This window comes from Streptomyces sp. NBC_01003, assembly GCF_045162695.1.
Taxonomy (GTDB): domain Bacteria; phylum Actinomycetota; class Actinomycetes; order Streptomycetales; family Streptomycetaceae; genus Streptomyces.
In genome coordinates this window covers 671436-691967 of sequence record NZ_CP108707.1, presented here as the reverse complement: position 1 = coordinate 691967, position 20532 = coordinate 671436, and the positions used below count along the sequence as shown (strand labels likewise).

At 69.4% G+C, this 20532-nt stretch carries 18 protein-coding genes; 8 read left to right on the top strand and 10 right to left on the bottom strand.

Going from position 1 to position 20532, the window contains the following annotated elements:
• The first annotated feature begins 75 nt into the window (after positions 1 to 75).
• The gene (locus OG698_RS03325) at positions 76 to 1128 is read left to right on the top strand and encodes a cytochrome P450 (RefSeq protein ID WP_406101304.1); all 1053 of its coding nucleotides are present in this window, start codon (positions 76 to 78) and stop codon (positions 1126 to 1128) included.
• Positions 1129 to 1249: 121 nt separating this feature from the next.
• Here the strand turns inward: OG698_RS03325 and OG698_RS03320 are convergent, their stop codons facing one another.
• Complete coding sequence (locus OG698_RS03320; protein ID WP_406101303.1) at positions 1250 to 2044, bottom strand: SDR family NAD(P)-dependent oxidoreductase; 795 nt, start codon at positions 2042 to 2044, stop codon at positions 1250 to 1252.
• A 418-nt stretch (positions 2045 to 2462) separates the two neighbouring features.
• On the opposite strand from OG698_RS03320, the gene OG698_RS03315 reads away from it, so the two are divergent.
• Positions 2463 to 2981, top strand: coding sequence for a lamin tail domain-containing protein (locus tag OG698_RS03315; RefSeq protein WP_406101302.1), 519 nt, complete (start codon positions 2463 to 2465; stop codon positions 2979 to 2981).
• Positions 2982 to 3114: 133 nt separating this feature from the next.
• Here the strand turns inward: OG698_RS03315 and OG698_RS03310 are convergent, their stop codons facing one another.
• Positions 3115 to 3825 (bottom strand): response regulator, encoded by a 711-nt coding sequence (locus OG698_RS03310; RefSeq protein ID WP_406101301.1) that lies wholly within the window; start codon positions 3823 to 3825, stop codon positions 3115 to 3117.
• Entirely contained in the window at positions 3822 to 5468 is a 1647-nt protein-coding gene (locus tag OG698_RS03305) for an ATP-binding protein (protein WP_406101300.1), read from the bottom strand. The genes OG698_RS03310 and OG698_RS03305 overlap by 4 nt, the downstream gene beginning before the upstream one ends.
• A gap of 97 nt (positions 5469 to 5565) precedes the next feature.
• Between OG698_RS03305 and OG698_RS03300 the strand changes: the two genes are divergently transcribed.
• The gene (locus OG698_RS03300) at positions 5566 to 6555 is read left to right on the top strand and encodes a Bug family tripartite tricarboxylate transporter substrate binding protein (RefSeq protein WP_406101299.1); all 990 of its coding nucleotides are present in this window, start codon (positions 5566 to 5568) and stop codon (positions 6553 to 6555) included.
• Between the two features lie 184 nt (positions 6556 to 6739).
• The gene (locus OG698_RS03295) at positions 6740 to 8185 is read left to right on the top strand and encodes a GntP family permease (RefSeq protein ID WP_406101298.1); all 1446 of its coding nucleotides are present in this window, start codon (positions 6740 to 6742) and stop codon (positions 8183 to 8185) included.
• 13 nt (positions 8186 to 8198) lie between these two features.
• Here OG698_RS03295 and OG698_RS03290 read toward each other — a convergent pair whose 3' ends face one another.
• From OG698_RS03290 to OG698_RS03280, 3 genes are all read right to left on the bottom strand, one after another.
• A complete protein-coding gene (locus OG698_RS03290; RefSeq protein WP_406101297.1) occupies positions 8199 to 8609 on the bottom strand; it encodes a VOC family protein in 411 nt (136 codons plus the stop codon).
• 165 nt (positions 8610 to 8774) lie between these two features.
• The gene (locus OG698_RS03285) at positions 8775 to 9125 is read right to left on the bottom strand and encodes an MBL fold metallo-hydrolase (protein WP_406101296.1); all 351 of its coding nucleotides are present in this window, start codon (positions 9123 to 9125) and stop codon (positions 8775 to 8777) included.
• A gap of 302 nt (positions 9126 to 9427) precedes the next feature.
• A complete protein-coding gene (locus OG698_RS03280; protein ID WP_406101295.1) occupies positions 9428 to 10081 on the bottom strand; it encodes a TetR/AcrR family transcriptional regulator in 654 nt (217 codons plus the stop codon).
• A 75-nt stretch (positions 10082 to 10156) separates the two neighbouring features.
• On the opposite strand from OG698_RS03280, the gene OG698_RS03275 reads away from it, so the two are divergent.
• Entirely contained in the window at positions 10157 to 11596 is a 1440-nt protein-coding gene (locus OG698_RS03275) for a purine-cytosine permease family protein (RefSeq protein ID WP_406101294.1), read from the top strand.
• A gap of 99 nt (positions 11597 to 11695) precedes the next feature.
• Here the strand turns inward: OG698_RS03275 and OG698_RS03270 are convergent, their stop codons facing one another.
• Genes OG698_RS03270 through OG698_RS03260 form a run of 3 tightly spaced genes read right to left on the bottom strand, consistent with a single transcriptional unit; the run spans position 11696 to position 16759 of the window.
• Positions 11696 to 14458, bottom strand: a complete 2763-nt coding sequence (locus tag OG698_RS03270) for an alkaline phosphatase family protein (protein ID WP_406101293.1) — start codon at positions 14456 to 14458, stop codon at positions 11696 to 11698.
• 4 nt (positions 14459 to 14462) lie between these two features.
• Entirely contained in the window at positions 14463 to 15821 is a 1359-nt protein-coding gene (locus tag OG698_RS03265) for an ABC transporter permease (RefSeq protein ID WP_406101291.1), read from the bottom strand.
• Positions 15818 to 16759 (bottom strand): ABC transporter ATP-binding protein, encoded by a 942-nt coding sequence (locus tag OG698_RS03260; protein ID WP_406101289.1) that lies wholly within the window; start codon positions 16757 to 16759, stop codon positions 15818 to 15820. Before OG698_RS03260 ends, OG698_RS03265 begins: the two co-directional genes overlap by 4 nt.
• Before the next feature lie 220 nt (positions 16760 to 16979).
• Here OG698_RS03260 and OG698_RS03255 point away from each other — a divergent pair, with 220 nt between their 5' ends.
• The 3 genes from OG698_RS03255 to OG698_RS03245 all read left to right on the top strand — a co-directional run bounded on the left by OG698_RS03255 (position 16980) and on the right by OG698_RS03245 (position 19669).
• Positions 16980 to 17615, top strand: coding sequence for a hypothetical protein (locus OG698_RS03255; RefSeq protein WP_406101287.1), 636 nt, complete (start codon positions 16980 to 16982; stop codon positions 17613 to 17615).
• 99 nt (positions 17616 to 17714) lie between these two features.
• Entirely contained in the window at positions 17715 to 17975 is a 261-nt protein-coding gene (locus tag OG698_RS03250; protein ID WP_399976860.1) for a DUF5302 domain-containing protein, read from the top strand.
• An 83-nt stretch (positions 17976 to 18058) separates the two neighbouring features.
• On the top strand, positions 18059 to 19669 hold the full coding sequence (locus OG698_RS03245) for an APC family permease (protein WP_406101286.1): 1611 nt from the start codon (positions 18059 to 18061) through the stop codon (positions 19667 to 19669).
• 337 nt (positions 19670 to 20006) lie between these two features.
• On the opposite strand, the gene OG698_RS03240 is transcribed toward OG698_RS03245, so the two are convergent.
• Positions 20007 to 20465: a nuclear transport factor 2 family protein gene (locus tag OG698_RS03240; RefSeq protein WP_406101285.1), complete on the bottom strand. Its 459-nt coding sequence runs from the start codon at positions 20463 to 20465 to the stop codon at positions 20007 to 20009.
• Positions 20466 to 20532: the final 67 nt, after the last annotated feature.

Genomic DNA, 20532 nt, shown 5'->3' with positions numbered 1-20532 from the left:
GTGGCAGCGAGCATTGCGCCCGACGCCGGCTGCCGTACAGCGGGGGCTCCGCCACCCACCGTCACCGGAGACCCCGTGTCGCTCACCTCCGCGCCGCGCACGCGCCGTACCGTGTTCGCCCCGCGACTGACAGCCCTCCTCGACGACCACCTGGGCCAGGACGTCTTCCGGCTCGAGAGTGACACCGTCGGAGTGGCCGGATACGACGTCGCCGACCGGATCCTCGCCGCGCGCCGGGCGACGGAGACCGAGCGGCCGACGTTCAAGCCGCTGCACGGCCGCTCGATCTCGCGAGGCGAAGCCTCGTCGGTCACCCGGACGATAGGCAACGACGTCCGCGAGGCGCTGAAGCGCCCCTTGCCGCCGGACGTCGACCTGTCGGGTCCTTGGCCTCTCACCGGACACCTCTTCCTGAGGGACCTCATCCTTGGCCAAGACCCCCTCCGTCTGCGGATATTGATGAGCCGTAACCTCGAACTGACGCCCAAGCTCACCTGGTCCGTGATCGCCGCAGGCGCCGCGCTGCCCGGCTGGCCGCGCCTCGGCGCCCACCTCACCGGTCTTGCGGGGCGGGCGGCCGAGGCCGTCGGCTACCAGGACCGCAGGTACGCGATGGGTGTCTACCGGCGAGCGGCCGCCCCGGTGTGTTTCACGGTCTCGACGCTCGTCGCGAACGCACTGTGGCTCGGCTCCCCCTTCGACGACAGCACGTCGAACCGCAACATCGTCCACGAGGCCCTGCGACTGCTGCCGCCCTCGTGGAACATCCTCCGCAACGCCTCCCCGGAGTACCCCGCGATCGACAGCCGGATCCGGGATGACGACGACGTCCTGCTGCTCCCGCTGCTCTCTCACCGCGACCCGGCCCGGTGGGAGGACGCCCCCGCGTTCCGGCCCGAGCGCTGGGACACACTCGACCCCGACGCCACGCCGGGCTATCTGCCCTTCGGGCATGCCTCTGAGCGCTGCTGGGGACGGCACATGGTGATGCCGCTCGCCGAACTGCTGCTGGACCGGATCCGCAGCTCAAGGCTCGTCGTTGATCCCGAGCAGCGCACCGCCAGGGTTCCGCTGCTCGGCCTGCTGGGGGTCGAGGAAGTACGTCTGACGAAGCCGCGAACAGCCTGACGAATGGAGGGAGTCGCCGCTGTGCGCCGAACTTCCTTGGGAGAACGGCTACTTGGTGGTGTTGCGCAGAGGCGACCCCATGAGTCTTCCGGCCCGACGAGCACGATGGTAGGGCGGCGTCTCACGGGAGGATGGCGTCGATGTATCCGCCGTCGACCCGCAGCGCGCCGCCCGTGGTCGCGGACGCCAGGTCGGAGCTCAGGTACACCACCATGTTGGCGATCTCCTCGGGTTCGATCAGGCGCTGCAACAGCGACTGCGGGCGGTACTCGCGCATGAAGACTTGCTGCGCCTCGTCCCACGGCAGGTCGCGGTCGACGAGTTTGTACACGAAGTCTTCGACGCCGCCGGTGTGGGTAGGGCCCGCGATGACGCAGTTCACGGTGACGCCCGTTCCCGCGGCGTGCTTGGCGAAGCCGCGGCTGACCGCGAGCAGGGCGGTCTTCGACATGCCGTAGTGAATCATCTCGGCGGGGATCACCACCGCGGAGTCGCTCGCGATGTACTGGACGCGCCCCCGGCCGCGTTCGGTCATTCGCGGCAGGTACAGCCGCGTGAGCCGGACGGCGGCCAGCACGTTCACCTCGAAGTAGCGGCGCCATTCGTCGTCCGTGATGTCCAAGGGGTTCTGCGCGTCGAAGATGCCGAGATTGTTGATGAGGATGTCCACGTCAGGCAGCGTTTCCCAGGCGCGCTGAGCGCCCTCCTCGGAACCGACATCGGCGGCGACCGGAACGAAGTCGCCGTCCGGCACGCCGACTTTGAGCTGCTCGACGGCCGCCTCCACCCTGCCCTGGTCGCGTCCGTTGACTCCGACCCGCGCGCCGGCGCGTGCGAGCCCGGTCGCGATCGCGGCTCCGATGCCTTGCGTGGAGCCCGTCACGAGAGCGGTCCGGCCCGAAAGATCCAGGTGCACGTCTTGTTCCCTTACTGGAATGGGTGGGTGATCGGCAGGTCGTCACGAGACTCTTCCCGCTCGTGGACCCCCGGTGATGTCCGGCCACCCGGAATTGGGGCCGAACGGGTGGGGAGCGGTACGGCTGTTACGCGCTTCTGGGTGACGGACCGCCGCGAGGCGCGGCGGAAGCCGGGCCGGAGTCGTGCGGGGTAACGGCTGAGACGTCAACCTGGTGCCTTCAGTGCATAAATGGACGATACATGCGAGAGCAACAGAAATATGGACGACTTGTAACGGCCTTCACGCCTTGCGCACATTCGGGACGATCCGTTGGCAAGTTGTGCGTTCTCGGCCACCGGGCCGGGACCCGCACATAGCAGACCTGCGGCGGACCACGCCGGTACACGGGTCTGCAGTACAAAGTGAAGGGGCATTCATGTCCGCTTTCATGTCAGTTGCCGCCCGCCGTACGGCTGCCGCCGCTCTCGCGGCCGGCGCGCTGGTCGGAACGTTCGCCGCGTCGGCGTCGGCCGACGCCGGTGGCCGCCTGCACCGCGACCGCGTCGAGATCTCCGGCGCGCAGTACAACTCCCCGGGCTGGGACAACGGCAGCAACCGCTCCCTCAACAAGGAGTGGATCGATGTCACCAACACGTCCCGCCACGCGGTGAACCTCGACGGGTGGACGCTGTCGGCCAGGGACGGCCGCACCTACACCTTCCATCACTACCGCCTGGCGGGCCGCTCGACGGTCCGCGTCCACACCGGTGTCGGACGCGACAGCGGCCGTGACGTGTACCAGGACCGTCGCAGGTACGTGTGGGACAACCGCTCCGACACCGCCACCCTGCGCGACCACCGCAACTGGAGGGTCGACACCCTTTCCTGGGGCGGCGACCGCAACGACCGCGGCCACCACGGCGACGGCCGCGGGCACGGCGGCGGCCACCGCTGACGTGACCTGAACCTGCCCGCGGGACTCCCAGCCCGCGGGCAGCGATGACCCGCCTCAGGAGGGGGCGTTCCGCAGCACGGTCTGCGGGACGCCCCCTTTGGCTGCCGCCGACAGCACGGTCACCGCCCCGACGTCACCCCTGCCAGTCGTAGCGGCGCTCCGGTCGGCCGGCGACGCCGTAGCGCAGTGACACGCCGGCGCTGCCGGAGCCGTGGAAGTACTCGAGGTAACGGCGGGCGCTGACGCGGGAGATGCCGGTCAGGGCGGCGCATTCGGTGGCGGACAGAGAACTGTCGGCCTCGCGCAGGGCGCGCTCGACCACCGCGGCGGTCTCGACGCTCATGCCCTTGGGGAGGCCACCGCCCGGAGCGGCCAGGGCCGTTCCGCCCAGCACGCGGTCCACGTCGGCCTGGCCCCGAACGACCGCGGAGAGCAGCCGGCGGCGTCGGGCGGCGTACCGCTCGAGCCGGGGGAGCAGGTCCTCGAAGTCGAAGGGCTTGAGCAGGTAGTCGACCACGCCGCGGTGGACCGCGCGGCGCACCGTCTCCGCTTCCTGGGCGGCACTGATGACCATGATGTCGCAGTCGTGGCCGGCTGAGCGCAGCCGGGGGATGAGATCGAGGCCGAAGAGGTCCGGCAGGTACAGGTCGAGCAGGACGAGGTCGGGGCGCAGTTCCTCGACGGCGTCGATCGCCTGTTGCCCGGTGTGAGCCGTGCCGATGACGCGGAACGGCACGACGCGCTCGACGAAGGTGCGGTGCACCCGGGCCACCATGAAGTCGTCGTCCACGACGAGCACGTCGATCGAGTCGTCTCCTGCGGTCGTGTCGTGCGGGGCGGTCATCCGGGGACTCCTTCGGGCGCCACATCGGCCGGGTGGCCGAGGGGCATGTGGGCGGTGAACATGGCGCCGTCGGCGGTGTTGGCCACCGATATCTCGCCGCTGTGGCGCTCGCAGACGAGCTTGGTGAGGGCCAGGCCGATCCCGCGCTCGCCCTCCTGGGCGGCCTTGGTGGTGAAGCCGTGCGCGAAGACCTCCCGAGCGACTTCGGGCGGCAGGCCGGGGCCGGAGTCCCGGACCACGACCTCCACGCTGGACGCGTCCTGCCGCAGCTCCACCTCGACCCACGCGTCGCCGGTGTCGTCATCGGAAGCGGCGGCGTCCACCGCGTTGTCGACGAGGTTGCCGATCACGGTGGCCAGATCGGCCGCGTCCTCCGGTGCCAGCCGGCCGAGTGCGGTCCCGGCGGAGATCCGCAGGCTGACCCTGCGTTCGGCAGCGAGGGAGGACTTCGCCATCAGCAACGCGGCGATCGCGGTGTCGCGCACGCGCCGGGCGAGTGTCACATCGAGCGATTGGCGGCGCTGGTTGAGGGCGCGGATGTAGCGGACCACTTCGTCCTGCTCCCCGATCTGGATCAGACCGGAGATGGTGTGGAGCTGGTTCGCGAACTCGTGGGCCTGCGCGCGCAGCAGCTCGGAGGAGCTGCGGAAGGAGCCGATCTCCCGTTCCAGTTCGGCCAGTTCGGTGCGATCGCGCAGGGTCGTGACCGAACCGAGCAGGCGGCCGTCCTTCATGACGGTCATCCGGTTCATGACCAGGAGGCGTCCGCGGCGGATCACCACCTGGTCGTGCCGGTCGGCCGCGTCGTGCCGGGCCCCTACGAGGACGTCCCGCAGCCGCCCCTCGAAACCCAGGTCGTCGATGCTCTGCCCCACGCAGTCCTCGGGCAGGTCGAGGAGGTGCCGGCCCACGTCGTTGACCAGCGTGAGACGGAGTTGCGGGTCCAGTGCGACGACGCCCTCCGCGATCCCGTGCAGCATCGCCTCGCGGTGCTCGGCGAGGCCGGCGATCTCGCGCGGCTCCAGGCCGTACGTCTGGCGTTTGACCCGTCGGGCAAGGAGCCAGGAACCCATCACACCGAGCCCGCTCGCGATGCCCAGGTAGGCGAGCAGGTACGACGAGGCGCCGCTGAGCCGCTGCCACACGGTGGGGGAGGACTCGCCGCTCATCACGGTGCCGAGTTGCTGCCCGAGCGTCTGCCGCGCGGCGCTCAGAACCGGCACCTGCGCCACCAGCTCCCGGCTTCCGTCCAGCGTCAGGTCGCCGGACCAGCTGCGGCCTCTGGCAACCCCCGCTCCCAGGCTCAGCCGTTCACCCACCACCGTGGGGTTGGTGGACGAGACGATGCGGCCCTGTGCGTCGGCCACGGTCACTGATGTGACGCCGGACTGCGCCAGCGTGGAGTGCACCAGCGGGGCCAGTGCCTCGCCGGGGGAAGGCTTCATGAGCTGGCTGCGGACCAGGGGGTTGGCCCCCAGTTGCTCGGCCAGCGCGTCGACCTTGCGGCCCTCTACCCGCTGGAAGGTGGCCTCGGACTGGGCGAGCGAGACACCCGCGACCGCCAGCAGCACCACCACGACGATGGCGAGCTGGAGCACCAGCATCTGGCCCGCGAGGGTATGGCGGCGGAACGTGGTGACCACAATTAACTCAATCTTTGCTACTGACACAACGTGGGCAGCCCGCGTGCCGTGTCGGACAATCATGACGCCCGGCAGTTGAAATCGAAAGCGAGGTGCCATGAGAGGTCCCGCACGTGCCTTTCTCGGCACCGTCGCCGCACTGACACTTCTCACCGTCAGCGCATGTGGGGTGTTTCCGGGCGGGCAGGCCCAGTCGGACCGTGATCTGCGGATCATGGTGCCCAACACACCCGGTGGCGGCTACGACACCACGGCACGGACCGCGGCCCGCGTCATGGACGAGACGCACATCGCGCCGGATGTGCAGGTGTTCAACCTTCCCGGCGCGGGCGGCACGGTCGGACTGCAGCGCATCGTCGACGAACGAGGCAACGGAGAGCTCGCGCTCCAGATGGGCCTCGGCGTCGTGGGTGCGTCGCATGAGGCGAAGGCGAAGGTGACGGTCGCCCGGACCACACCGATCGCCCGTCTCATCGAGGAGGCAGGCGCGGTCGTCGTCCGCAAGGACTCGCCGTACAGAACGGTCGGCGACCTCATCACCGCGTGGCGAAAGGCCCCTGAACGCCTCGCCGTCGGTGGCGGATCATCCCCCGGTGGGCCGGATTACCTGCTGCCCATGGAGCTGGCGAAGACAGTCGGCATCGACCCCAAGAAGGTCGACTACGTCGGCTACGGCGGCGGTGGCGGCGACTTGCTGCCGGCCCTGCTCGACGGTGAGGTCGACTTCGCCACCAGCGGCCTGGGTGAGTTCCTCGACCAGATCGACAGCGGCCAGCTGCGTGTCCTCGCCGTCACCGGCGAGCATCCGGTCGAGCCCCTGGCCGGGGTCCCGACGCTCAAGTCGTCGGGCATCGACCTGGTCTTCAGCAACTGGCGGGGCATCGTCGCCCCGCCCGGCATCAGTGACGCCGACAGGAAGCGCTGGGTCGATGCGTTGACCGATCTGCACCGGTCCGCGCGGTGGCAGGCCGAGCTCGACCGGCACGGCTGGACCGACGCGTTCGCCACCGGCGACACGTTCGCGGCCTACCTCACCCAGCAGGACAAGCTCGTCGCCGATCTCGCCGCCTCCCTCGGACGGGAGTGACCAGGCGGTCGTCCACCGACGGCTCCCTTCGATACCGAAGGCCTTCACCACGGGCAGCTGCCCGACGTAACCCCACCCACCCATGACCGGGACGGTCCAGCCCCCGTGCGCGCGGGCTCGCCGAGCCATGCCCGTTTTCCCCCGGCCCGACCACGGCCAGATCCCGAAAGGCACCCCCTCCCGTATGACTTCACACACCTGGTATCTGTTGCTCGTCCTCACCGTGGCGATCGGGCTGCTGATCTACTTGATCAACTCCCGGCTCCGCGTCCACCCGTTCATCGCCCTCATAGTGGTGACCATCGGCACCGGGCTCGCCGCCGGCGAACCCGTGGCGAAACTGACCGGGTCCATCGAGGAGGGAGCGGGCGGCACGCTCGGTGACATCGGCCTCACACTGGCCCTCGGAGCCATGCTCGGCCGCCTCCTCTCCGACTCCGGCGCCACCGACGCCATCGCCCACGCCATCGTCGACCGCTCCAGCAACCGCAGGCTCCCCTGGCTCGTCGCGGCCGCGGCATTCGTCATCGGCATTCCGATGTTCTTCGAGGTCGGCCTCATCGTGCTGCTGCCGCTGATCTTCAGCATCGCCCGCCGCCTGGAGGACGACGGCGCGACGAAGGGTTCTCCGTACGTGCTGCTCGGCGTGCCCGCCATCGCCGCGCTGTCCACCCTGCACGGCATGGTGCCGCCCCACCCCGGACCGCTGACCGCCATGACAGGCCTGCACGCGGACCTCGGCCTGACCCTCGGCGTCGGCATCATCTGCTCGATCCCGACCGTCATCCTGGCCGGCCCTGTGTACGCCCGCTGGATCGCGCCCCGCCTTGCCGACGTACGGCCCGACCCCGTGCTCGTGGCCCAGTTCACCGGAGCCGACCGGAACGACGCAGTCGACACCACCACCAACGCTTCTTCCACCGGCCCGGCCGAGGGGACGGACACCGACACTCTGCAGCGCGCCGGTGTGCCCACGGGACTGGCCGTCACCTCGGTTCTCATACCCGTCGCCCTGATGCTGCTGCGCACCCTCGCCGAAACCGTGCTCGACGAGTCCAGCACCGTGCGTGCGGCGCTCACGTTCGTCGGTGAACCGCTGGTGGCGATGCTCGCCGGATTCCTGTTCGCGCTCGGTGTGACCCTCGTACGTGGTGGCCGCTCCAGCGAGGCGACCCGCTCCTCCCTGACGGACAGCCTCAAGTCCATCGCCGCGATCCTGCTCATCATCGGTGGCGGCGGCGCGTTCAAGCAGGTGCTTCAGGACTCCGGCATCGGTGACGCCATCGCCTCCGCAGCCGAGGGGGCCCACCTCAACGTGATCGTGCTGGGCTGGCTGATCGCCCTGCTCCTGTCCCTGACCACCGGTTCGGCCACCGTCGGCATCGTCTCGGCCACCGGCATCGTCGCCCCGCTGATAGGCACGGGTGGTGGGCTCGAGGCCTCGCTCCTGGTGGTCGCGATCGGCGCCGGCTCCCTGGGCCTCAACTACGTCAACCACGCCGGGTTCTGGCTGGTCAAGGAGTCCTTCGGCATGGACCTCACCCAGGCCGGCAAGACACAGACCGTCGTGCAGACGCTGGTCAGTGTGATGGGTCTCGGGATGGCCCTGCTCCTGTCCGTCCTCGCCTGACCGGACGCGGGCGCTAGGAGTTGGACCAGTTGCGGGTGGACAGCACCAGCATGTAGCCGTCCGGGTCCTGGATCGTCACACCCCACGTGTCCCAGTACGGGTTGTGCGCCGGGACCCGCTTGCCGCCGTGCTGTTCGAGGCGTTCCACGAGGGAGTCCGGGACCGGTTCGCCGAGGTAGATCACCAGTAGATCCTCGGCGGTCGGCCGCGGCTCCACGGGTGCGGCGGGATCGTTGACGAGTTCCAGGTGCCAGGCCGCATCCGGCCAGCCGGCCATGAGAAGTGAGTGGTCGTCAGGCGTGCCGTCCGACGCGTGCCGGTAGAGGACATCGAGGCCGAGTCCCGTGACCCAGAAGAGTTCCGCCGCTTCAAGGTCACGCGACGGACGGGCGATGCGTACATGAGCCGCGGCGTTGGCCGGCATCGTGTCAACTCCTGATCGGTGAGGACTTCTTGTCAACTGACAGGTGGTGCGCGGAGCCTAGCGGGCAAGCGATCACTCGCTGATCCCGCGAAGGCCCTAGGTCTCCCGGCGGAACCCGGCTACTACGAGCCGCCTGCGGCCCGTGCCTCGGCCGAAGCGAGGTAGTCATCGATGATCTGGCAGCTCGTCGAGGAGTACGTCGTCGTACACGACGTCGCCGCTGAACAGAGTCCCGTCGGATTCGTCGAAGAGGGCGATGCTGCCCGGACTGTGGCCCGGCAGATGCAGCACGGTCGGCGCGCGGTCGCCGAGATCGATGCGACCACCGTCGTGGAGCTGACGCGTGACGCGTGCGGGGCGCAGTTCGTAGCTCGACGGGTCGTAGCCTGCGTGCGGGACCGTGGAGATGAGCAGCGGAGGCAGGTCGAAGTCATGCAGGCCGCCTCCAGCGGCCCATGTCGAGCCGAGCAGCGACCCGAGTTCCGGTGCACGGCCTCCAGTGGGTGTGTCCAGCAATCGGCGAACTCGTGGGCCGCACCCAGAGGAGCGACGGCAGGTCACCCACTCCTGGACCGCGGTCGACCAGGAGATCGCGGTCGCGGCCTCGGACCGGCCAGGTGTTGGCGTCGAGCAGTTCATGGACATGAGGTTCGTCGATCAGCGTGAGCGCGCTGTCGATCGCAGTGACCCCGAACCAGTCCTGGACCACGGGCAGTGCCGGACGGGTTGCCATCATGTGTCCTTGATCGAGGGCCCGTTGGTGTGAACGCCGGGTCCGTGCGCGGTTCGTCGTCCGGTCGCCGTGTCGGTTCGCCCGGCTATGTGTCGGTCCCGTCGTGGTCCTGCGCCCAGGCGAGGACACCTTCGTCGAGCCCGAGGATGCGTTCCGTCGTGGCGGTTATCAGCTCGCGCACTTCGGCGTGGTCGATCTGTGTGCGCATGGCGGCCTGCGGGCTGAGGCCGTCGATGAGGACGAGGATGTGCATCGCCGCGTAACCGGCGTTTTCGACGCGGAAGCAGCCTCGCGCGACCCCGGCCTCGATGTGTGCCTCCAGCCGGTCCCGGGCGGCGTTCATCCGGCGAGTGACCGCCGCGAGCAGCGCCGGGCGGCGCCGGCTCGCCTGCCGGGCGTCGAGCCACAACAGGCTGACGGGGTCGCGGTCCTCGTGCAGCCACGCCTGCATCAACTGCCGTACCCGGTCCACCGGATGGTCCAGACGCTCCGCTTGCTCGAAGACCGCGTCGTTGTCGGCGGTCGCGGCGTGGCTGAAGGCCGCGGCGATGAGTTCGTCGGCGGACTTGAAGTGATAGTCCACCAGGCCCGGTACGACGCCCACGGCCTGGGCGACCCGTTTCGCCGTCAGCCTGTCCAGGCCCTCGCTCACGGCGATCACGCCGGCGGCCCGCAATGTCTCCGCGCGCCGCTCGCCGGCGGGCAAGCGGCGTCGTCCGGTCCGTGAGGTCGACGGCATGACCTGGGATGCTATTGACGCCCACCCCAACAAGCAACTGGTGCGTATCCCAATAGCGGGTTTCCGGAGGTCAGGATGGCGTTGAGGGCAACTGGCGGCACCAGCGAGGGGCCCGAGCGGGGCGAGCCGGTCACCGACCGCACCGGTCATGTGGAGACCCACGGTGTCGACCACATCCCGGACTCCGATCGCCATGGTCGGCCACGGTCCCTGTTCACGGTGTGGGCGGCCTCCAACATGAGCTACCTGTACATCGTGCTGGGCGGCGCGATGGTGCTGCTCGGCCTCGACATCTGGCAGTCCTTCGCGGTGATCGTGGCCGGCAACCTCCTCTGGGCGGGCGTGGGGTACCTCGCGATCAGCGGCCCCAGCTCCGGAACGCCGAGCTGGGTGGTGACGCGGGCGATGTTCGGTGTCCGAGGCAACAGATTCCTCAACGTGACGCTCGGGTGGACCGTCGCAGTGGCCTACGAGGCGATCAGCCTGGCCCTGGGATCCCTCGCCGGATTCGCACTGGTCGAGCACTTGGGCATCCACGCGAACACCCCGGTCAAGGTGGCGATCGTGCTGGTCACCGCTGTCGTGACGTTCTCCATCAGCGTGTACGGGCACGCCACCATCATGCGGTGCAGCATCTGGTTCACGTGGGCGCTGACCGCCTGCGTCCTGGTCCTGGCGTACTACGTGCTGCGCCACACGGACTGGGGCTACCGGACACCTGCTGCCACCGCGGTCCACGGCCACGAGCTGTGGGTGATCCTCGCCTCGGGATTCACGATCATGGCAGGCGGCCCCCTGTCCTGGAGCAGCAGCGCGGACTACGCCCGCTATCTGCCCGCCGACACCTCCCGCAAGGCGGTGTGCTGGTGGACGGCCGTCGGCGGATTCGTGCCGGCCGTCCTGCTCAGCGGACTCGGCGTCCTGGCCGGCACGGCGGTGGACATGACCGACGCGCAGACGTCACTGAAGGCGGTCGTGCCCGGCTGGTTCTATCCGGTCTTCCTGCTGGTCGTCATCTTCGGCTCGATCACGAACAACGTACTCACCGCATACAGCGGCGGCCTGGCCCTTCAGTCCGGTGGAATCCCCTGGAGCCGCGCGTTCACCGTCATCTTCGACGCCTCCATCGCGCTCGGCCTCACCTTCTACTCCCTGTTCGTGTCCGACTTCCTCGACACCATGAACAGCGGCCTGGAACTCTCCGTCGCGTTCCTCGGCCCTGGGTTCGCGATCTACGCCGTGGACATCTTCCTGCGCCGCAACCGCTACGACGGAGTCGCGTTGCAGGACCAGACCCCTCACAGCCGCTTCTGGTACCGGCACGGAGTGAGTCCCGCCGGAGCCGCCGCGATGGCCATCGGCGTCGGGGCGGCGCTCCTGTGCGCCAACACGGCCATCTACACCGGCCCGGTCGCAGCCGCCCTCGGCGGCGCCGACCTGTCCGCAGTCGTCGGGATGTCCCTGGGCGCCTTGGTCTACGCGGGATTGACGCTTCGGCAGCGGCGCTCGGGCTGAACGGGCCCGAGTTGGCAAGAGGGGCCCCTGCCCGGCATCGATGCCGGGCAGGGGCCCCTCTTCTCGGATCTGCGACCTGGGATCCGCGCTCTGACTTCGTCAGCCGTCGGATTCCGGTGACGGGATGTAGGCGCCCGGCACGTCCTTCGGGGCGAAGATCTTGTTCTCGCCGGGGTACGGCTTCGACCACTCGTGCGTCTCGTACCACGTGAAGTGGTTCATCTGCGCGGGGTTCGCGAAGTCGGGCTTGGCGTCGCGCCCGGTCAGCCGCTGCTGCGACTTCCAGGCGTCCCACTGCGCCGCGAGCTTCTGCTTGTCCGCCGGCACCTTCGCCGACGGCGCCGCCGCGGCATTGGGGTTCTGCGGCGCAGGGGTGTCCAGGCCGCAGGAGGGCGGGGTCTTCAGACCGCCGGTGAGCGAGGTCCGGTTGGGCAGCGTCCTGAAGGGCGTGAGGTCCGCCTTCTGGCTGAACGCTCCACGCATCGGGCTGGCCGCGCTGTCCTTCTGGTTCATCGGGTGGACCCCGAGGATCTGCTCGATGGTGCGGATCATCGTGATCTGCGAGTAGTAGTGGCTGTCGACGACCCCGTGCCTGGCCCAGGGGCTGATGATCTGGATCGGGGCGCGGTGGCCGTCGACGTGGTCGAGGCCGGCCTGGGAGTCGTCCTCGACGACGAAGATCGCCGAGTCCTTCCAGTACTTGCTGTGCGAGATCTCGTCGACCATCCTGCCGACCGCCAGGTCGTTGTCCGCGACCTGGGCGGCGGCGTTCGCCGGACCGCCGGTGTGGTCGCTGGACAGCCAGAACATGTTCAGGTTGGCCGGCCCGTTCTTCTCGAAGTCACGCTTCCAGATCTCGGACCGGTAGATGTCCGGGACGCTCGTGTCGAACTTCGGGAACCCGTGCACCGAAACGGAGTTGAGGGACGGGATGGGCGAGGAGGACACCAGGGGGTAGGCGGTGTCCTGACCGGTCGCGCCCATGTTCTTGGAGTCGCAGTACAGGTTCTGCCAGCTCGCGTCCGCCGGCTTGGTGAGGAACTGCTGGAACTCGCCGAAGTCCCGTACGGACTTCCCGGCAGCCTGGGCACCGGTCCAGATGAAGCCGGTCCGCTGGTGACCGAGCGCGTCGTCCTCGGTGTCGTAACTGCGTGCGTACTCACCGGCCGAGGACTCGGTGTACTCCGGGTCGTCGGCCTGCATCAGCCAGTTGTGGCCCTCGGCGGAGTTCGTACCGATGTCGTACGTGTTGTCGTACAGGCCGAACTGCTTGGCCAGGGCGTGCTGGTTCGGCGTCACGTTCTCGCCGAACTGCGCCAGCGACGGGTCGCCATTGCCCTCCGGGACGTCGCCGAGAACCTGGTCGTAGGTCCGGTTCTCCTTGACGATCAGGAAGACGTGCTTGATCGTCGAGGGGTCGCCGAGCCGCTCCGGGACCGGCACCGGCTTCGGCTTCTTCTTGCCATTGCCGTGGGTGAGCGTCACCGAGCCGCGGGTCCAGCCGTTCTGCCGGAAGACCTTGGCCGTCTGGGACTTGATGACGCGGTCGTTCGGCAGGGTGAACCGCTGCACGCTCGACGTCGTGTCGTGGGTGGCGTGCCCGGCGCTGGTGGTGGGGCGGCGGGCGTCGATTCCACGCGTGTTGGAGACGACCACCTGCTTGCCGACGGTGGCGATCTCGGCGGGGAAGTAGTCCGTCGGGAGCAGACCCACGTAACTGACCGGCTCCTGCGGGGTCGTGTACCGGTAGACGGCGACCGCGTTGGCGCGGCCGAGGGTCACCAGCAGGTGGCCGTCGTCGGTGAGCGTCACCGCGTCGGGCTCGTAGCCGACCGACGACTCCGGCCACGGCTGGGTGGCGACGGTCTGCACGACCTTGTTCTTGGTGGTGTCGATGACCGACACGTCGTTGGTGGCGGTGTTGGTGACGAACAGCGCGTTCTTCTTGGCGTACAGCGCGGTCGGGTGCAGACCGACGTTGATGCTCGATACGGCCGTATCCGGGTTCGCCAGGTCGATGACGCTGACCGTGCCGGTGGTGGTGGAGGCGGTCACCGGGTCGGCGGGCACCTGGGTGTTGTAGGAGTTGATCGTGGTGTCGCCGGGCTTCGCGGGACGCCCGCCCTCGTTGCTGACATAGAGCTTGGTGCCGACCTCGGCCATGTCACGCGGGGCGTTGCCCACGGACCAGCTCTGCTCGATGGCGCCGGTCGCCGCGTCGATGGCGACGACGCGGTTCTGGCCGTTGACCGCCGAGTACACGGTGGAGCCGTCGGACGAGAACACGGGCTCGCCCACCAGCGCGTGCTTGGGCCCGTCCGCCGGGATCTTCACGGAGGTCGGGTTGGCGACGCTGCCGTCCGCGTTGACGGTGAACTTGGTGTAGCCGTCGATCTGGCCCAGCCACAGCTGCGAACCGTCGGGCGAGTACGTGGGGCCTTCCTGGCCCACGTCGTTGCCGCTGATACGCAGATCGGCCGACGCGGAGTTGCCGACGAGCTGCTGCACCTTCCAGCTCTTGAGGTCGACGATGGAAAGGGCCATCCCGCCGTCGGTGATCGAGGCCGCGAGGTGAGTGCCGTCCGGGCTGACCGAGGACGACATGATCTTGCCGTTGTTGACGACGAGACGGTCGCCGTACGGGGCGATGTACTGATCACTGGAGATGACCTGGCCCTGACGCGTGCTCTGGCCGACCTGGTCGGTGCCGAACTGGTGCGTCTGGGCGAAAGCGGTGCCGGCGGCGGCCAGGGCGAGAGCCGAGATGCCGGCCGTGGCCAGGGGTATCCGACGGCCGATGCGTCTGCCGAGAAGGCCGGAACGGCCCTTCGCGGTACGCCTGCGACGGCGTGTCACCTGCATGGACTTATCCCTTCGAGGTAGGGAGCAGCTCGACATTGCCGTCGAACTGCCAGAGCGGGTTCGGTCCGTCCCCGGTCGGGGTCCGCACCAGGAAGTAGCCGTTCACTTCCTTCGGTCCATCGCCGTCGGCCATGAACCGCCCGTCAGCGGTGACGTCGAGCTGGTAGATGGCCGACCCGGTGGCCTCGACGTCGGGGAGATGCCAGGAGACGACGCAGCGCCAGTCGTTGCCCGGCCCTTCGGCCGCGACCCTGGTGCTGCCCTTGGTGCACGCCGCGCTCGCCTTGAGCTGCGCTTCGGTGACGTCGGGGCGGTTGAGCTGCTCGGTCTGCAGGCGGTAGAGATGGGCGAATGCCGTGGCGACCGAGCGCTGCACCTTGTCCTGCTCGATCCCGGAGCCCGTGGCCGAGGTCGCCGGGGCGACGACGACGGCCGTCAGGACGAGGAGCCCGACGAGGGGCAGGGCTCCGACCGTGATGGCGCGGCGCCCCGAGCCGTCGTGGGTCAGGTTGGTGAAGTCGCGCCTCAGGAAAAGGACATGGGCCAGCGCCGTCGCGGTCACCGCCCACAACAGGCTGACAACGATGCCAATGAGGAGCGGACCGAGCTGTGCCGGGCCGGTGAACAGACCGTTCCAGGCGATGAAGGCGTAGCTGGGCAGGGCCAGGCGCACGGCGACGGGGAGCGGCAGCATCTGGGCGAGCTGCATCGTGAGCGCGACGAGCATGGGCAGCAGGAGCCCCATCGGGGAGCGCCCGAGCGCGACGGAACCGAGCAGTCCGATCGCGGCGAAGGCCAGGGTCGGGGCGAGTACGCAGACCCAGGCGAGCAGGACCTGGACGGCCGCGTCTCCCGGCGACAAGAGGTGGCCGTCGAGACCGACCAGCGGCTGGTTGCCGACCGCCACGACCCCGCCGGCCGCGCTGGAACAGGCCAGCCCGGCGACGAGCAGCAGGATGACGGTGAGGCTGGCCAGTGCCTTCGCCGCGAAGATCCGCCGGGGCGAGCGGACCGCCACGAGCAGATGGCGCCAGGTGCCCAGCCGGTCCTCGGAGGCGAACACGTCACCGGCGACCACCGAAGTCAGCAGCGGGAGCGCCCAGGTACCCGAGAAACCGAGCACCACCAGCGATCCGGCCCATCCCGTGGCGTGCATCCAGCGACCGAAGAGCGTGTCGACGGGGAGCGAGCTCTGCTGGCTCACCGCCGCGACGAAGAGCGCCGGCGCGATCCAGCAGGCGAGGACCAGCAGGCGGATCCGCCATTGCGAGACGAGCTTGACGAGCTCGAAGCGGTAGCCGCGCGCCACCGAGACACGGGCGGCGGCAGCGGCGGCGGGGCCGGCGGCGATGGTTGCGGTCATCTGCTGTTCTCCTGCTGCTCGGTGAGGGCGAGAAACGCCGCTTCGAGCGGCGACACCACGGGCGCGAGCTCGCGCAGCGCGATGTCCGCGTGCACGAGCCGCACCACCAGTTCGTCGAGGGCGGGCACCGGCGCGCGCACGACGAGTGCTTCGGTGTCGTGTCGTCCCACGGCGTTGTCGACGACGCGGATCCCAGAGGTGTCGGCCGCAAGGCGGCGCGCGGCCTGCGGGTCGGAGGTCAGCAGCCGGTAATCGAGCTCGCCGTTCTCGGCGGCCAGCTTGCTCAGCGGGCCGGAGAAGACGATCCGTCCGGTGGCGAGGATGGTGACCTCCGAGCACAGCGCCTCGAGGTCGTCCATGCGGTGGCTCGACAGCACGACGCTGGTGCCCTCCGTCGCGAGCCGGGCCAGGACACCGTGTACGTGCTTCTTCCCTGCCGGGTCGAGTCCGTTGGACGGCTCGTCGAGCACGAGCAGCCGGGGCTTGGTGAGCAGGGCCGCGGCGAGCCCGAGCCGCTGACGCATGCCGAGGGAGAAGCCGCGGGCACGGTCGTCGGCGACATCGGTGAGCCCGACCTGTTCGAGTACGTCGCCGATCCCCGACGCCTGTGCGTCGACGCCGCGCAGGGCGGCCAGCGCGGCCAGGTTCTGCCTGGCGGTGAGCGAGGGGTAGAGACCGGGACCGTCCACGAAGCCGGCGACGCCCTCGGGAGCGGCGAGCGCCCGCCCGATGGGCGAACCCAGGATGTCCAGTCTGCCGTCGTCGGCGACGGCCAGGCCCAGCAGGAGCCCGAGCAGCGTCGTCTTCCCGGCGCCGTTCGGTCCGACCAGGCCGTGGATCTGCCCCGGCGCCACATCCAGATCGATGTCGTCGAGTGCGATGACGTCGCCGAAACACTTGGTGATCCCGCGAGCCCGTATGGCGAGGCTTTCGTCCATGAGTGCCTTCCCTGGAAACCTCCGAGGACCTTAGGGACGGCATACGACGCAGGCGGGGACGGATGCTTGACGTTCAGAGAACGGGAGACGACCGGAATCCATCGCGCCGATGCCCGGCCGGTAACGGTCGATATTTCGAACAGCTCGTTGTTCAGGGGGAGTTGACGCCGGATCATCCATAGCCTGCGCCACACAGATCGCCCGGCACGGAGACACAGACGTGACCGACGAACTACCTGAGCACGCGCAGCTGAAGGCCATGCCGGCGGTCGCGCGCGCACACGGGGAGCACGAGCGGCACCACTCCCTGCTCAAGCTCGAACACGCCGTCAGCCTGCAGAGGGACGCCAACACCCTGAAGGTGCACCTCAGCGACGGTACGACCGCGGCGACCACCGGCGTGCCCTTCATGGCCGACGGCATCGAACCGGCCGAACTGACCGCGATGAAAAGGCGCTTCGAAGCGACCGCTGAGGCGTACGAGCGCCTGTCCGGCCGGCTCGCCGGACCCATGGCGGCCGAGTGGAAGCGCCTCGACGCCCTGCTCACCCCTGCACCGGCCGCCGCCGCCCGGGCCCGGTTCGCCGCACTGGCCCGCACCGCCACGGCCGGCAACGCCTACGGGGTCGGCGCACACCTGCTGGCCGCCGCGCTCGACGCGATGCGCAATCTGGACCTGACCCCGTCGGGGATCCGCGCCGATCCGGCCGGATCGGCAGCGCTGCTGCGGACCACGTCCTGCCTCGTCGACACGGCGGCCGCGACGACAGCCGAGCAGGCCGCCTCGCTCGGCCGTTCCGCCCCCGACCGGACCGCCTTCAGTAGAGTCATCGACGCACTCGTCGCACCGACATGACCGTCCACTGGCGACGACCGGAGCTACCGGGCGCGGGCACACGAGTACTGACGAGCATGACAAGCTGTCCTTCCCATTGCCCGAACCCAGGAGGTCACCATGGCTGCAGAGTCTGCATCGCAGGAAGGTTCGGAGCCGACCGAGGCCGAGACGGAAAAGCCGGCGCCCGAGACGGAAGGGCTGGCGCCCGACGAGGAGGGCCAGTACGACCTGAAGCGCAAGTTCCGCGAGGCGCTCGACCGTAAGCGCGGCATGCAGGCGGACACCGCAGGCGGCGCCGCGAAGACCGGGTCGAAGATCCGTGGCGCGCACGGTCCGGCTTCGAGCCAGAAGTCGTTCCGACGCAAGAGCGGCGGCTGAGCACGGCAGAGCTCCTTCGACGGTGAGGCGCCGCATGGCACGCTGAGCCCCCTGGGTCTGTGATCGTCTGGGAGGTTGGCCACGTGGCGCAGTATCAGCCGGCGGGGACTGTGGGCGATGCGGACGCCCGCGCCGAGGAGAACCGGCTCCGCAAGGATCTCGGTTTCTGGGGCCTGACCGCGATCGGCTTCTCCAACATCCTCGGCTCGGGCTGGCTGTTCGCCGCCCTGTACGCCGCCCAGACCGCCGGCCCCGCCGCACTGCTGTCCTGGATCGTGGCCGGCGCGCTCTGCGCGCTGGTGGCCCTGGTCATGGTCGAACTCGGCGCCACCAGGCCGGAGGGCGGCGGCACCGTCCGGTGGCCGCTGTACGCGAGCGGCCGCCTGGTCGGCACGGTCGTCGGCTGGTCCGTGCTGCTCTCCGTGGGCGGCACCGCCGCCGAGATCAGCGCGATCATGCAATACGCCGCCCACTACGTGCCCGGGCTCTACGAAGGCGGCAAGCTCACCGCGTCGGGCCTGGGCGTCGCCTCCGCGCTCAGTGTGCTGCTCACCGCGCTGAACTGGTTCGCGGTACGGATGTTCGCCCGCTTGAACAACCTCGTGTCGGTGTTCAAGGTCGTCGTCCCCGTGGTCACGATCGTCGCGCTCTTCCTGTCCGGTACCCACTCGGGCCGCCTCACCGACCACGGCGGCTTCGCCCCGTACGGCTACGCCGCGTGCCTGGCCGCACTCGCCGGCGGCGGCATCGTGTACTCCGTGAACGGCTTCCAGGCCCCCCTGGACTTCTCCGGCGAAGCCCGCAATCCGCGCCGCAACGTCCCCGCAGCCGTGCTCACCGGCATCGCCCTCGCGGTGCTGGTCTACCTCGGGCTTCAACTCGCTTTCCTGTACACGGTGCCCGACTCACTCCTCGCGCACGGCTGGCAGGGCGTCAACTTCGATTCCCCGTTCGGCCAGCTCGCCCTGGTGCTCAACCTGCACTGGCTGGCGACCCTGCTCTACGTCGACGCGGTCGTCTCCCCGGGCGGTTCGGCCTACGTGGGCGTCGCCATCGACGCCCGCCACACGTACGCCCTCGCGAAGAACGGCCTGGTGCCCCGGTTCTTCATGCGTATCGACCCCCGGTCCGGCATCGCGCGCCGCGCCCTGGTCCTCAACCTCGTCGTCATCATCCTGTTCATGCTGCCGTTCGGCGGCTGGCAGGACATCGTGAGCGTGATGGGGGACATGTACCTCCTGATCTACGCGGCCTCGGCGGTCGCCGTCGCGTCCTTCCGGGCTCACGACCGCGAGCGCGGTGTGCCCCTCGCGGACGGTCAGGTGCCGGGCGTGCGCTGGATCGCGCCGGTCAGCTTCGCCGTGTCCACCGAGTTCGTCTACTGGTCCGGCTGGGAACACCTGCGGCTCGCCCTGCCCCTGGTCCTGGCCGGAGTCCCCCTGTACCTGCTGCAACGGCGCCGGACGGCGGGACGCCCCGTACGCGAGGAACTGCGTCAGGGGGCCTGGATCGTCTTCCATCTGGCGGCGCTGACCCTGCTGTCATGGCTTGGCACGTTCGGAGGCTCCGGACATCTGCCGGCCCCGTACGACTCCGTCGTGGTCGGGGTCCTGGCGCTCGCGGTCTTCGTATGGGCGGTGCGCTCGGGCGCAGCCCATCTCCGTACGGATCCGTCAGGTGAGCGGGCGTTCTAGGGGGTGAGGGTCCGGCGACGGAGGCCGGCTCGGCGGCGGGCTTGGGAGCGTCCGGCGCCGGGGCAATCGGCTTGCCGCGCCTGGGGACCTCCTTGATGAGGAGCGCGGCGACGAGGGCGAGGGCACACAGGACGGCGCAGACGGCGACACCGGCATCGTCGTCCGCGACGACGTCGCCGACTCCGGGCTGCACGTCGTCGCCGCCATCCTGGCCGGCATAGGCATCGTCGTCCTGGCCGTCAGTGTGCTCGACCGCATCCTGAAGACCCGCGGGTCCGTGAATCAGTAGACAGCCCTGAACCCGGAGATCCCTCACGGGCAGGATCCGCACAGCACGTCACAGGGCACAGGCCTCGGCGATCGACAGGCTGTTCTCATAGAGGTGGTGCCGGGTGATCCGGCCGTCCTCGACGGTGAGGTGCAGCGCGAACGGGCCCTCGAAGGATTTTCCCGTCGCGCGTACGGTCCCTGAGAGGTGTCCCATCAGGACTGCGTCGGCGCCGTCCACGAGGAACGTGTCGACGGACGCGCGGGCGTCCTCGGGCACGGTGTGCTCCATCAACTCCGTGAACTGGGCGGCGCATTCGACGGCCGTGGTCCGCGGACGGATCCAAGGGGCGGCGGGGTTCTCGGCGAGCAGCCAGTCGACCTCGTCGGCGAAGATCGTGACGAGCCGTGCGGTGTCACCGGCGATTCGCGCGGCAAGGAACTCCTGCACGACCGCCCGGGTGTCCTCGGCGACGGAAGTCGCGTTGGCGGCTGAACTCGTGGTCGTAACAGTGGACTTGACGGACATGGCGCTCTCCTCGCGGCTGCGGCCGGATCCCGGCGGGATTCCCTGCGATGTGCTTGATCCTTCCGGG

Excerpts from the sequence above, each read along its gene's own strand:
- OG698_RS03315 (WP_406101302.1), top strand. The coding sequence starts at position 2,463 with ATGTCCGCTTTCATGTCAGTTGCCGCCCGCCGTACGGCTGCCGCCGCT.
- OG698_RS03310 (WP_406101301.1), bottom strand. The coding sequence starts at position 3,825 with ATGACCGCCCCGCACGACACGACCGCAGGAGACGACTCGATCGACGTG.
- OG698_RS03300 (WP_406101299.1), top strand. The coding sequence starts at position 5,566 with ATGAGAGGTCCCGCACGTGCCTTTCTCGGCACCGTCGCCGCACTGACA.
- OG698_RS03295 (WP_406101298.1), top strand. The coding sequence starts at position 6,740 with ATGACTTCACACACCTGGTATCTGTTGCTCGTCCTCACCGTGGCGATC.
- OG698_RS03290 (WP_406101297.1), bottom strand. The coding sequence starts at position 8,609 with ATGCCGGCCAACGCCGCGGCTCATGTACGCATCGCCCGTCCGTCGCGT.
- OG698_RS03280 (WP_406101295.1), bottom strand. The coding sequence starts at position 10,081 with ATGCCGTCGACCTCACGGACCGGACGACGCCGCTTGCCCGCCGGCGAG.
- OG698_RS03275 (WP_406101294.1), top strand. The coding sequence starts at position 10,157 with ATGGCGTTGAGGGCAACTGGCGGCACCAGCGAGGGGCCCGAGCGGGGC.
- OG698_RS03270 (WP_406101293.1), bottom strand. The coding sequence starts at position 14,458 with ATGCAGGTGACACGCCGTCGCAGGCGTACCGCGAAGGGCCGTTCCGGC.
- OG698_RS03265 (WP_406101291.1), bottom strand. The coding sequence starts at position 15,821 with ATGACCGCAACCATCGCCGCCGGCCCCGCCGCCGCTGCCGCCGCCCGT.
- OG698_RS03260 (WP_406101289.1), bottom strand. The coding sequence starts at position 16,759 with ATGGACGAAAGCCTCGCCATACGGGCTCGCGGGATCACCAAGTGTTTC.
- OG698_RS03250 (WP_399976860.1), top strand. The coding sequence starts at position 17,715 with ATGGCTGCAGAGTCTGCATCGCAGGAAGGTTCGGAGCCGACCGAGGCC.
- OG698_RS03240 (WP_406101285.1), bottom strand. The coding sequence starts at position 20,465 with ATGTCCGTCAAGTCCACTGTTACGACCACGAGTTCAGCCGCCAACGCG.